This window comes from Gemmatimonadales bacterium (genome assembly GCA_041390145.1).
Taxonomy (GTDB): Bacteria; Gemmatimonadota; Gemmatimonadetes; order Gemmatimonadales; family GWC2-71-9; genus SPDF01.
On the sequence record JAWKQM010000006.1, the window covers coordinates 60,546 to 72,944 of the forward strand.

Sequence of the window (12,399 nt, forward strand, 5' to 3'; positions counted from 1 at the left end):
GTCACCCGAGCGCCTGATGCTTCCTCCCCGGTCCATTCGTCGCAGCCTTCCCATTCTCATCCTGACGCTCACGCTGGCCTCCGCCGGAAGCGCCCAGGCGCAGGGTCAACGGGGCTGTGTCGCTCCCGAATACCGTCAGTTCGATTTCTGGGCTGGTTCATGGTCGGTGACGACCCCCCGGGGGCAGGTGGCGGGGACGAATCGCATTGAGAAGATCCTCGGGGGCTGCGCCCTGCAGGAGCACTGGGCCAGTTCGAACGGTGGAGACGGCACCAGCCTCAACATGTGGAACGCCGCCGACAGCACCTGGCGGCAGGTGTGGATGGATGCCGGCGGCAACCTGCTGGAGCTGAAGGGCAAGTTGGTCGGGAAGGACATGGTCCTTTCCGGGACGCGGCCGACGGCGGGCCATCCGGACCAGGTCACCACGGACCGGGTCACCTGGACGCCGCTCGCCAATGGTACGGTCCGCCAACTCTGGGAGTCGTCCACCGATGGCGGCGCCACGTGGACAACGGCCTTCGACGGTATCTATGCCCGCGAGCCCTGAGCGGCTGCACATCACCAACGGCGATGCCGCCGCCGAGCGCATCCTCGAGGCGGGCGTCGGCGGAAGCCTGCTGCCCTGGCGTGATGTGCTCCACGAAGGGCCGGTGCCTGCCGGCCTCGCGCTGGACGACCTTACGGCTGTCCGCGCGGAGTTCATCGGCGGTGCGGGATGGGACGACCCGGACCAGGTGCTTCCCCGGCTGCGGTGGCGCGACGCGATGCTCGCGGGGTTCCGGGCGTACGCCGAGGTGGTGCTCTGGTTTGAGCATGATCTTTACGACCAGCTGCAACTGTTGCAGGTGCTCGACTGGTTCGGGACAGCCGACCTCGGACCGGTGCGACTCTCGCTGATCAATCCGGGGGAGTTTCTCGGGATGCAGGCGGCGACGCGGATGCGGGACCTATTCGCGGCCCGCCGTGCGGTGACGCCGGAGGTCCTGGCCCTTGCGACCGCCGCCTGGCACGAGTTCCGGGCGACCGACCCGACCGCACTGGCCGGGCGCGCAGGCGCACCGTCGCCGCTCCTTCCCCACCTGGCCCCGGCGCTCACTCGGCTTCTGGAGGAGTATCCCGGCGCTGACGATGGCTTGTCCCGGACCGAACGACAGATCCTCGCGGCGCTCGCCGACGGACCGCTGTCGTTCGGAAAGCTCTTCCGGGCCGCCCATCTCGACCGGGAGGAAGCCGAGTTCCTCGGCGACCTGGTCTTCAAGTGGCAGGTTGCCCGGCTTGCCGACGCCACGGTTCCTCCCCTTCGCTACTGCGATCCGGACAGGCGTGAGATCGAACTCACGCTGGCCGGTGCGGACGCGCTGGCGGGACGGTTTGACCACGTGGAGGTCAACGGCGTGGATCGTTGGATTGGGGGCGTGCACCTGGAGGGGCGGAGCGTGGACTGGCGGTGGTCGCCAGCCCAGGGCAGGCTCTGTTCGGTGTGGCCCGGTTGATCTTGCGCTTCTCGGACTCGATTCCCATACTTGAACTCATGCGCCTCCTCCAAGTTGCCCTGCTGCTCGCAATCCCAGCTCTCCCCGGTCAGCTCAAGGCTCAGGCCGCCCAGACCGTGAGCGACAGGATCGCGCTCCCTGAGGTCAAGCGAGCGGGGAAGTGGGCGTGCGGGGCACAGGCGTCCGAGGACCCTGACATTGCGGCGTTCGCTGACCGGGTGCGCCAGCAACTTCTCTCCGTGCAGGCATCGCTGCGCTCGGGGCAGAACGAGTACCTGTCGGAATCGTGGCGGTATTTCACGAATGGCGGGTTCTTCAATCCGGATGCCTACTGGGCCGCGACCCAGGTTCCCGTGGCGCGCGAGGCCCTGAGCTCCGGTTGGCCAATTCCTGCCCCGCCCCCGGATTCACTCCGCGTTTCCGGATTCGTTGCCAATGCTGAGGACACCTGGAACGGCCCCACCTTCTACGGGCCGGATCCAGAATATTTTCTCTCCGGCAGTTTCTTTGGACAGGCCTGCTTCCGTACGGTGAACGCCGACCTTTCCCCCGTTCTCGAGTGGAAGTACCCGGCCGTGCCCGAGGGATGGGTGGGCCTGGAGTTTCGGCCTGGTCCTTCGAGTGTGAGGAACGCGATCAGGGGTGTGCTTTGGTTCGACCCGCACACGGCTGATCTTGGCGTTCTCGAGTGGCGGTACGTCAATTTGCCGAGCTGGGCCAGCGGCCTGACAGGTGGAGGCAGGTGGGCCGCCCGCTCCTGGGGTGGGGGCCGGATCGACCTCGCATCCCTGGCAGATGGCGGCCGGTTCGTCCGAGAGTGGATCGTTCGGACGCCCGTTCCTGTAGTGGATCCAAGCCGGTACTCCTCGAGTATTGGACGATACCTGGTTCGCGCTGGGCACGTTACCGAAGTCCGGGATTCTTCGGGGAAGGCCGTGGAGCGTTTTCGGTATCGCTACGTGGACAGCGGGAGCTGAAGACCGCATCGGAACACCTTTGGCACTGCGCTGACGCCCGCGCCTCCACCGGAGCAGCGGCTGAGTGGAACAGCCTTGGCAGGGCTGCGTCACGACAACATTCGAATACCTTCCAATCTTGGTACTCGACCCCTCGCCCCCTCCTGGTCCTCCTCCTGCTCCTGTCCCTCGCAGGCATTCTGAACGCCCAGGGCGTCCGCGGCCGGCTCCTCCAGGCCGGCTCCGGCACGCCAATCGTCGGGGCGCTTGTCGTGCTCGAGGACTCCGCGGGGAAACGGGCAGGCCAGGCGGTCACAGGGGCGGAGGGGCGTTTCGCGGTGCGTGCGCCGGCGGCTGGTCCCTACCTGCTGCGAGTCCTCCGGATCGGGTATTTCCCATACGAGTCTTCCGTCCGCATTGAGTCCGCGGAGTTCCTGGATCGAATCCTGAGCCTGTCCGGGACTCCCGTATCCCTTCCCGAGATCTCGGTGGCCGGCACGTCGATGTGCGGCGAGCTTTCGCGGGGAGACACCCTCTCCTCGGCACTGTGGACACAGGCGGGCATCACGCTGAGCATCACGGCGCAAGCCGTCAAGCAGCGATCCTACCGGTTCCAGACCATCGTGCACAATCGCAATGTCGATCGCTTCGGAAACGTCACGGAACTCGATGAAGCGAAGGACGCGACCGTCACGGCCTGGCCAGTCCGTGCCCCTTCGCCGGAACTCCTTCTCTCCGTCGGGTTCATCGATGACATCGACGGCAGCCCGACCTGGTACGGACCTGACCCGGAGTTTCTCCTTTCTGAGTCCTTCTTCCGCGACCACTGCTTCTGGACTGTACCCCCGGGAACCACCGAGTCCCCCGAGTGGGTAGGCCTCGCGTACGCGCCTGGTGTGAAAGACAAGCGAGCCGATATCGAGGGGACGATCTGGCTTGACCGGAAGTCGGCGCAGCTGCGTCGGCTGAATTTCACCTATACGCGAGTCCCTAGGTGGGCACACAAGAACGACGCCACGGGCGTGCTGACCTTCGCCCCGCTTCCCGACGGCGGCTGGATCGTGCAGCACTGGCTCATGCACGTCCCGCTCCCGAAGGCGACGGGGCGGGGGGAACTCCAGATGTACGGGTGGCGAGAGTCCGAAGGGCACGTGATGGCCGTCCTCGATAGCCGCTGGCGCCCGGTCTATCGCTACGACAAGTGAACCTGCCTTCCCCGAGGGCGCCGGACGGCTAAGTTCCGTCCATGCCACCCCCTGAGTCCCCGACTGACACCGCCTCCACCGTACGCACGCCCGAGGCCCTCCTCGCGCGCTTTCAGCGTGCGTGGGTCGCGCTGGAGACACCGCGAGCATGGCGCCGTGTGATGGTGGCGGTCTCCGGCGGATCCGACTCCCTGGCGCTCCTGCACCTGCTCCACGAGACCCGACACACGCACCGGATGGATCTGGTCGTGGCCCACGTCGACCACGGCATCCACCCGGACAGCGCCGAGGTGGCCCAACGGGTGATGGCGGCCGCCAACGACCTCGGAATCCCGATCGTCGTCGGACGGCTCGGATTGGGCGCGGGGACCTCCGAGACCTCCGCCCGAGTTGCGCGCCATGCCTGGCTCCAGCAGGTCCGCTGCTCGGAGGGCGCGGATGCCATCGTACTGGCGCATCACGCCGATGATCAGGTCGAGACCGTCCTCCTGCGTGTCCTCGCGGGGAGCGGCCTGGCGGGCCTCGCCGGCATGCGACCACGACAGGGCCGACTGCTCCGACCGCTCCTTGAATTCCGGAAGGGCGAGCTTGTCGCCTGGCTCGCATCGAAGGGGATTCCGAGTTGGGAAGACCCGGCCAACCTCGATCCGGTACACGAGCGGTCCTGGATCCGCAGCGCACTGCTCCCGATGCTCTTGGAGCGCGAGCCCGCCGTACCCGAACGGCTCCGCCGCCTTGCCCGCCACGCGGCGGTCGACCGTGCGGCCTGGGAGGCGGCGCTGGACACCCTGCCGGGGTTGGACCCGCAACGCTCGGCCGGGCGGCTTTCCGTTGCTGCCCTCCCGCTGGTCACCTATGATTCCGCCCTTGCCAACACCCTCCTGCGCGCCGCCGCCCGGCGGGTGGGCTGCGTGCTGGGTCCCCGTCGCGCCGAGCGGCTCCTCGCCATGGTACGCGGTGGGCGGAGCGGGGCGACCCTCGAGCTCGGTGGCGAGTGGCGGGCGGAACTCTCGTTCGGCCGGATTTGTTTCCATCAGGTGATGGAGGCCCCGCCCCCGATTCCACTGCGCGGCGCGCAGGGCCGCCGGCAATGGGGCACGTGGAGGGTGTTCTGGCGGCGCGCGCCGGCCCCCTCGACCGTCCAGCGCGACGGCTGGGTCGGTTGGTTCATCGGGGAGGAGGCGACGCTCCGTGCGCCGCTGCCCGGAGACCGCCTCCGGCCGCTTGGTGGCACCGGGCGGCGGGCTGTCGCGCGGTTGCTCCAGGAGGCCCGGATCGAGCGGAGCCGGAGGGGTGGGTGGCCAATCGTGGAACTCGAGGGCAACATCGAGTGGGTCGGGGGTATCTGTCGTGGGGCAGGGGCGCTGCCCGCCGCGGGGGACAACGCACTGATGATCGAGGTGAGCCGTGGGTGATCTGGCACGTCGGAGTGGGGGGCGCACGGCGAAGTCGGTGGTGTTCACCGCCGAGCAGATTGCCGAGCGGGTGGCCTCGCTGGGTCGAGAAATCACCGAGGCCTATCCGGAGGGCGAGCTGCTGCTCCTGGGGCTTCTGAAGGGGAGCTTCATTTTCCTCGCGGATCTTGCCCGTGCGATCGAGCGGCCCCTCCAGGTGGACTTCCTGATCGTCAGTAGCTACGGCGCGGGGACCGTCTCGAGCGGAAACGTCCGCCTCCTCTACGATCCGGCCACGGACCTCGCCGGGAAACATATTGTGGTCGTTGAGGATATAATTGACAGTGGGAGGACGCTGACGCGGCTGGTTGAGCTGTTCCGCGCCCGGCACCCGGCCAGTCTGGCCATCTGCACCTTGCTCGACAAGCAGATCGCCCCGGAGCCTCCCCCGGAACTCCGATTCGTCGGATTCCACGCCCCGCCGGCCTTTCTGGTCGGCTACGGGTTGGATCACGCCGAGGACTGCCGGCATTTACCCTATATCGTAGACCTGGACTGACGAATGGCTGATCGCATACCTCCTCGCCCCACGGGACCCAACTGGGCCGGCATGAGCAAGAACCTCGCGCTCTGGCTGCTGGTGGGTCTGTTGGCGTTGACGCTCTACAACACCATGAGTCGTCAGAAGAACCCGACGCAGGAGTTCTCCTACACGTCGTTTCTGACGCAGCTCGACGCGGGCAACGTCGGGCAGGTGACGGTGGTCGATGGGAAGCGCCTCGAGGGCGAGTTCCGGACACCGGTGCTCCAGGATTCCCGCTCGGCCAAGGGGTTCACGGTGCTGCTCCCGTTCACCAACAGCGAGCAGTTGCAGACGCGGCTGGAGCAGTCGGGTGTGACCATCGAGGCGAAGGAGTCGAAGACCGGGCTCCTCAGCGTGCTCCTCGGGCTGCTCCCGTGGATCCTGATCATCGCCCTGTGGGTGTTCCTCTTCCGCCAGATGCAGTCGGGAGGGAATCGCGCCTTCTCCTTCGGGAAGTCGAAGGCGAAGCTGCTCACCGGCGACACCCCGAAGCTGACATTCGCGGATGTGGCGGGTGCCGACGAGGCGAAGGTCGAGCTGCAGGAGATCATCGAGTTCCTGAAGGATCCGCAGCGGTTCACGCGCCTTGGCGGGCGCCTGCCCAAGGGTGCGCTGCTGGTCGGCCCGCCGGGCACCGGCAAGACGCTGCTCGCCAAGGCCGTGGCCGGTGAGGCGGGGCGGCCGTTCTTCTCGATGTCCGGATCGGACTTCGTGGAGATGTTCGTGGGCGTCGGCGCCAGCCGCGTGCGCGACCTCTTCGAGCAGGGCAAGGCCAACGCCCCCTGCATCATCTTCATCGACGAAATCGACGCGGTTGGTCGGCACCGCGGTGCGGGCCTCGGCGGCGGTCATGACGAGCGGGAGCAGACCCTCAATCAGCTCCTGGTCGAGATGGACGGCTTCGAGTCGAACGACGGCGTGATCCTGATTGCGGCCACCAACCGGCCCGACGTGCTCGACCCGGCGCTGCTGCGTCCCGGTCGCTTCGACCGCCAGATCGTGGTCGACGCGCCCGACGTGCGCGGGCGGGAGGGCATCCTGCGGGTGCACACCCGGAAGATCCCCCTCGCGGCGGACGTCCGCCTCGACATCCTGGCGAAGGGCACGCCCGGGCTCGCCGGTGCGGACCTCGCCAATCTCGTCAACGAGGCGGCGCTGCTGGCGGCCCGGACCAACAAGTCGCTCGTGGCGATGTCGGACTTCGAGGATGCCAAGGACAAGGTGATGCTCGGCGTCGAGCGGCGGAGCCTCGTGCTCTCCGAGGACGAGCGGAAGCTGACGGCGTATCACGAGGCTGGCCATGCCGTCGTCGCGCTGAAGACACCGGGCAGCGACCCGGTCCACAAGGTGACCATCGTGCCGCGCGGTCGGGCGCTGGGCATCACCGCCTCGCTCCCGGAAACCGACCGGCACAGCTACACCAAGGACTGGTTGATCGGGAACCTGGCCATGTTCTTCGGCGGGCGGGTTGCCGAGGAGTTGATCTTCGGCCCCGAGAAGGTGACGACCGGGGCAGGGAACGACATCGAGCGGGCCACTGGCCTTGCCCGGCGGATGGTGACTCAGTTCGGCATGAGCGAGCGGGTGGGCGCCATGTCCATCGGCGAGCGGGAGCAGGAAGTCTTCCTTGGTCGTGATTTCGGCCATCGGCGGGAGGTGTCCGAACGCACCGCCGAGATGGTGGACGATGAGGTCAAGCGGCTGCTCGACGAGGCGTACGCCAAGGCGAACACCATCATCACCGATCACAAGGATCTCCTGGAGCGCATCGCGCAGGCGTTGCTGGACCGGGAGACGATCGACCGTGACGATCTCGACCTGTTGGTGAAGAACGAGGCGTTGCCTCCGCGGGAGGCGCCGCCGGCTCCCTCGGCCCCGCCGGCAGCGGCGGTACCTCCCAAGGCTGCCGCCCCGTCCGCCATTCCCAGCCTGGGCACCCCGCCGGCGGAGCCTGCCGGCGCGTGAAGGTGACTCCGCTCGCCGCGGCCTCGCGGGAGGCGGTGCGGGCGGTACTCCGGGCTGGAGGCTTCGAGGAATGGAAGGCTGATGCGGCCGCTCAGGGAACTGAGCCGGCCGCATTGCATTTGTCGGGGCTCGACGCCGGCACCCGGGAGGCGCTGGTGGCCTACGCGGGGGGCAAACTCGGCCTGGACATCCTGACCACCGACTCGGGAGCCGTCATCAGCGGGAGCCGGGCGCGGTTGCAGGCGCTGGCCCGCCCCTGGGTCGGGCCCCCCGAACTCGCGGAGGTCGCATTCCAGGTCGGTCTCGCGCTCCCGATGGAACTTCCCTCGACCTGGATTACCGCCACCGGCATGATCGACCTCGACCGGCCGGTGATCGTCGGGATCATCAACGTCACCCCCGACAGTTTCAGCGATGGTGGACGGCTCCCGACCGTTGAGGCCGCCGTCGCCCGCGCGGAGGCGCTGCTCGAAGGTGGCGCGACCGTCCTCGATGTCGGTGGCGAGTCGACCCGGCCCGGTCAGCCGGAGCCCGTGCCCGCGGCGGAGGAGATGACGCGGGTCGTGCCCGTGGTGGAGGCGCTGCGGCACCGGTGGCCGGAGTTGCCCCTGTCGGTGGACACCGTGAAGGCGGCCACCGCCCGTGCTGTTCTCGCCGCGGGGGCGTCGGCCATCAACGACGTTTCCGGTTTGCGGCTCGATCCCGAGATGGCGGCGGTCGTGGCGGCCACGGGAGCGGGGATTGTCCTGATGCATTCGCGCGGCGACCTCGCCACGATGGCCTCCTACGACGGCGCAGACTACGGCGGTGATGTGGTCGGCGGGGTCGTCGATGAGTTGCGCCAGGCGGTGGATCGGGCCACGTCCGCGGGTATCGGCGCCGACCGGATTGTCGTGGATCCCGGCTTCGGCTTTTCGAAGACCGTTGAACAGAATATTTTGCTCGCCGACCAGTTGGCGGCATTGCACGCGCTCGGGCGGCCCCTGCTCGTGGGACCGTCCCGCAAACGCTTCCTCGGCGCGGTCACGGCGCGCGACGTCGCCGATCGCGACCGGGCCACCGCCGCCTTCTGCGCACTGACGTACGCGCGGGGCGCCCGCCTCTTTCGCGTCCACGAACCTGCCGCGGTGCGCGATGCGCTCACCGTTGCCCACGCCCTCGGAGCGGCCCACTGACCACCCACGACGACAGCCGGCCACCGTATGTCGCGGCGCTCGCTCTCTTCGCCCTCGTGCTGACCGGCTACGTGCTGACCCTCGCCCCCACCGTAACCTTCTGGGACGCGGGCGAGTTGATCGCCTCCATTCACAACCTCGGCATTCCCCACCCGCCGGGAACGCCGCTCTTCGTCCTCCTCGGGCACGTCTGGGCGGCCATCTTCCCGGTCGGCGAGTACGCGTGGCGGACCAACCTGATGAGCGCCACCTTCAGTGCGGCGGCCGCGGGGTTCTTCTTCCTGGTGGCGCATGAGTCGCTCCGCCTCGGCACGGCGGACCTCGCCCCTGACACTCGGCGGCTCGTGTCCCTCGGCGGCGGCATGGCCGCCGGGCTGTTCGCGGCGTTCAGCTTCACGCAGTGGCAGAATTCCAACGAGACGGAGGTCTACACCGTCGCGACCTTCACCATCGGGCTCATCTGCTGGCTCTGCCTCCGCTGGCGGGCGGCGCGGGGTACCGAGCACTCCCTTCGGCTGATCCTGTTGATTGTCTACCTCGCCGGCATTTCGATGGGGAACCACCTCCTCGCCCTCCTGGTGGGGCCCGCGGTCGTGATGTTCCTCATGGCCACAATTCACGGGACGCCTGCCGCCACCGAACGGGAACGCCGGCAGGAGTGGGCCATGGTCGCGGTCGTGGCCGGGCTCTGGGCGCTGCTGATCGGCACCGGCCTGGGCAGCACCCCGCTGATTGTGCTCGGTGGCGTGTGCTTCGTGGTCGCCGCGGCCTTCGCTGCCATGGCCGGCATGCTGCCGTTCGCGCTGCTCGCGCTCTGCCTCGCCGCCATCGGCGTGACCACCTACCTCTTCCTGTACATCCGCGCCGGCCAGTCCCCAATGCCGAACGAGGCCGATCCCTCCACCTGGGACGCCCTCCTGGCGGTCATCCGGCGCGCGCAGTATCCGGTGCGCACGCCGCTCGACGACCCCACGATTCCCCACGGACCGACGAATCCGGGACGGAGCCTGACGATCATCGGGCTGCAGATCCAGAACTACCTGCAGTACTTCAACTGGCAGTGGGCGCGCGGGCTGGCCAGGTGGGGCGGCGGGGTGGTCAACGGGCAACTGGTCGGCGCGGTGCTGGTCACGGTGCTGGGTCTCCGCGGGCTCTTTGCTCAGCGCCGAGCGGATCGGGCGGGATGGTGGCTCCTCTTCACGCTCTTCCTGGTGACCGGGCTTGGTCTCGTCGCGTACATGAACTTCAAGCCCGGTGCCTCGATCGGCTACAAGCTCTTCCCCAATGGACCCCAGCACGAGGTGCGGGAGCGCGACTACTTCTTCGTGGTGAGCTTCCTGGTGTGGGGCGTCTGGGCGGGCATCGGACTCGCCACCACCGTCAAGGATGGGCTGGCTCGCGTGACCCGACCGGCGCTGCGCGCGGCGGTCCCGCTCCTCTTCCTGCTCGCCTTCTTCCCCGCCGCCGCCAACCTGAGCGCCGCGAGCCGACGGCACGGCGCCGACGCGCGGCTGGCGGCCGACTTTGCCTACGACCTCCTGAATTCCGTGCCGCCGTACGGCGTCCTCTTCACCTACGGTGACAACGACACCTTCCCGCTCTGGTGGGCGCAGGAAGTGGCGGGAATTCGGCAGGACGTGACCGTGGTCTGTCTCGCCTTGGCCAACACGCACTGGTTTGCCCGCCAGCTGCGGGACAATCCGGTCCGGCCGTTCAACGAAGCGGCGGCCCCTGCCATCTGGCAGGGCGGGGATCCCGTGCAGCCGGACTGGCCGACATCGCCGATGACGGACGAAGAGATCGAGGCTGCGTACCCGCGACAGCTCGACCGGCCGGTGACCGTCACCTTCGGGCCCTACCGGCGGACCTATCAGGCCGGGACGGTCTTCTACACTGCCGACTTCGTCACGGCGCGCATCATCCAGCAGAATCTCGGGCGGCGCCCGGTGGCGTGGTCAGTGACGACAGGCCGGAACTTTCTGTCGCTCGATCCCTACCTGGTCCAGAAGGGCCTGGTGCTCGAGCTGCAGACATCGCCCCCAGACTCCCTCGCGATCACGATCGACCGCCAGCGGCTGGCGGGCGCGCTCCTGGACGTGCCCACGACCGAGCGGCTGGTGTGGGAGACCTATCGCTACGGGTCACTCCGTACCCGTCCGACGGGAAACCTGGACGTCACGAGCCGCTCCTTCGCCTCCACCCTGGCGCTTCCCGTGACACAGCTCGCCTATGCCTACCAGCTCGTTGGCGACGAGCCGCAAATGGTCCGGAACCTCGAACTGGCGTTCCAGCTGTCGCCCAACCCCGCGCTGGCCTCCGCCCTCAGCCAGGCGAGGCTGCGTCCGCTCTTGCCCACCACGGATTCCCCGTAGGCGCTCCCTGCAATTCGGCGTCAACTCGTTGTATTTTTCATAGTTATGACATTCCCAGAGCTCCCCGACCGACTCACCTCGGTCCGGGAGCGGATCTCCGCCGCGCAGGCCCGCGCCGGCCTTCGGCATGACGTCACGATCGTCGCGGTCACCAAGACCTTCGGCCCCGAGGCGGTGCGGGCCGCCGTGGCGGCGGGACTGCGGGATGTCGGAGAAAACCGGGTGCAGGAGGCGCTGCCGAAACAGGACGCGCTGGCGGACCTCCCCGTGGACTGGCACCTGATCGGGACGCTCCAGCAGAACAAGGCGCGGCGCGTGGTCGGTCGGTTTGCCCTGATCCATTCTGTCGACCGGCTCGGGCTCGCCCAGGAGATCGACCGCCGCACTGCCGAAGGGACCCGGCAGCCCGTGCTGGTGCAGGTCAACTGCTCCGCCGAATCGCAGAAAGGCGGCGTCGAGCCGGCGGAGCTGCCCGCGTTGCTCGATGCGATGCGGGACTGCAGCCGGGTCGAGGTCCGAGGGCTCATGACGATGGCGGAACTGACGGACGACGCCGGTCGTCAGCGCGCGGCGTTCGGGTTGCTGCGCCGGTTGCGGGATGACGCCGCCACGGGTGGGCACGCGCTGCCGGTGCTCTCGATGGGGATGTCGGGCGACTACGAGACGGCAGTTGAGGAAGGGGCCACGATGGTCAGGTTGGGGACGATCCTGTTCGGGGGACGCCACGCATGACGACAGACGACAGCTTCCAGCTCACGCCGCACGACATCCGGGGCCACGAGTTTCCGCGCGCCTTCCGCGGCTACGACCCGGCGCTCGTCGAGTCGTTCCAGCAGCGGGTGTCGGAGGAGTTCGACCGTGTCCTGCGAGAACGGGCGCAGCTTGAGGAACGCCTGCGCGGGTTCCAGGAGCAGCTCCGCGCCTTCCGCGACCGGGAGCGCGCCATGAATGAGGCGCTCCTTGCCGCCCAGCAGCTCCGGCACGACGCCGAGCAGCAGGCGCGGAAGGACGCCGAGATGATCATCCGCGAGGCGAAGACCGACGCGCTCCGCCAGCTGAACGAGGCACAGGGGGAGGATCGCCTGCTGCGCGAGCGGACCGATATCGGAAAGCGGCAGTTCGCCGCTTTCCTGGCCAACTTCCGCGCGCTCCTCGAGCGCCAGCTCGGCGAGGTGGAGGGGCTGCAGGCCTACGCGCGGACCTCCGCGCAGTCCGAGGCCCCGGCCGAGCCCGTGCTCAAGAAGCAGGCGTAA

At 68.3% G+C, this 12,399-nt stretch carries 11 protein-coding genes; all 11 read left to right on the plus strand.

What is annotated here, in order from left to right:
- Positions 1–16 precede the first annotated feature (16 nt).
- The gene (locus tag R2910_06405; GenBank protein ID MEZ4412596.1) at positions 17–550 is read left to right on the plus strand and encodes a hypothetical protein; all 534 of its coding nucleotides are present in this window, start codon (positions 17–19) and stop codon (positions 548–550) included.
- Entirely contained in the window at positions 534–1,496 is a 963-nt protein-coding gene (locus R2910_06410) for a hypothetical protein (protein MEZ4412597.1), read from the plus strand. Before R2910_06405 ends, R2910_06410 begins: the two co-directional genes overlap by 17 nt.
- A gap of 38 nt (positions 1,497–1,534) precedes the next feature.
- On the plus strand, positions 1,535–2,473 hold the full coding sequence (locus R2910_06415; GenBank protein MEZ4412598.1) for a hypothetical protein: 939 nt from the start codon (positions 1,535–1,537) through the stop codon (positions 2,471–2,473).
- Positions 2,474–2,652: 179 nt separating this feature from the next.
- Positions 2,653–3,657, plus strand: a complete 1,005-nt coding sequence (locus R2910_06420) for a carboxypeptidase regulatory-like domain-containing protein (GenBank protein MEZ4412599.1) — start codon at positions 2,653–2,655, stop codon at positions 3,655–3,657.
- Between the two features lie 41 nt (positions 3,658–3,698).
- Positions 3,699–5,072: a tRNA lysidine(34) synthetase TilS gene (gene tilS / locus R2910_06425; GenBank protein MEZ4412600.1), complete on the plus strand. Its 1,374-nt coding sequence runs from the start codon at positions 3,699–3,701 to the stop codon at positions 5,070–5,072.
- Entirely contained in the window at positions 5,065–5,610 is a 546-nt protein-coding gene (hpt, locus tag R2910_06430) for a hypoxanthine phosphoribosyltransferase (GenBank protein MEZ4412601.1), read from the plus strand. Before tilS ends, hpt begins: the two co-directional genes overlap by 8 nt.
- A gap of 51 nt (positions 5,611–5,661) precedes the next feature.
- Positions 5,662–7,599, plus strand: a complete 1,938-nt coding sequence (gene ftsH / locus R2910_06435) for an ATP-dependent zinc metalloprotease FtsH (GenBank protein ID MEZ4412602.1) — start codon at positions 5,662–5,664, stop codon at positions 7,597–7,599.
- On the plus strand, positions 7,596–8,774 hold the full coding sequence (folP, locus tag R2910_06440; GenBank protein ID MEZ4412603.1) for a dihydropteroate synthase: 1,179 nt from the start codon (positions 7,596–7,598) through the stop codon (positions 8,772–8,774). The genes ftsH and folP overlap by 4 nt, the downstream gene beginning before the upstream one ends.
- 56 nt (positions 8,775–8,830) lie before the next feature.
- A complete protein-coding gene (locus R2910_06445; GenBank protein MEZ4412604.1) occupies positions 8,831–11,146 on the plus strand; it encodes a DUF2723 domain-containing protein in 2,316 nt (771 codons plus the stop codon).
- Between the two features lie 45 nt (positions 11,147–11,191).
- Positions 11,192–11,878: a YggS family pyridoxal phosphate-dependent enzyme gene (locus R2910_06450; protein MEZ4412605.1), complete on the plus strand. Its 687-nt coding sequence runs from the start codon at positions 11,192–11,194 to the stop codon at positions 11,876–11,878.
- Positions 11,875–12,399 carry a DivIVA domain-containing protein gene (locus R2910_06455; GenBank protein MEZ4412606.1) on the plus strand — a complete coding sequence of 175 codons (525 nt, stop codon included), beginning with the start codon at positions 11,875–11,877 and terminating at the stop codon, positions 12,397–12,399. Before R2910_06450 ends, R2910_06455 begins: the two co-directional genes overlap by 4 nt.

Coding starts and splice junctions, on each gene's coding strand:
- R2910_06410 (MEZ4412597.1), top strand. CDS start 534: ATGCCCGCGAGCCCTGAGCGGCTGCACATCACCAACGGCGATGCCGCC.
- tilS (MEZ4412600.1), top strand. CDS start 3,699: ATGCCACCCCCTGAGTCCCCGACTGACACCGCCTCCACCGTACGCACG.
- ftsH (MEZ4412602.1), top strand. CDS start 5,662: ATGAGCAAGAACCTCGCGCTCTGGCTGCTGGTGGGTCTGTTGGCGTTG.
- R2910_06455 (MEZ4412606.1), top strand. CDS start 11,875: ATGACGACAGACGACAGCTTCCAGCTCACGCCGCACGACATCCGGGGC.
- R2910_06450 (MEZ4412605.1), top strand. CDS start 11,192: ATGACATTCCCAGAGCTCCCCGACCGACTCACCTCGGTCCGGGAGCGG.
- R2910_06405 (MEZ4412596.1), top strand. CDS start 17: ATGCTTCCTCCCCGGTCCATTCGTCGCAGCCTTCCCATTCTCATCCTG.
- R2910_06415 (MEZ4412598.1), top strand. CDS start 1,535: ATGCGCCTCCTCCAAGTTGCCCTGCTGCTCGCAATCCCAGCTCTCCCC.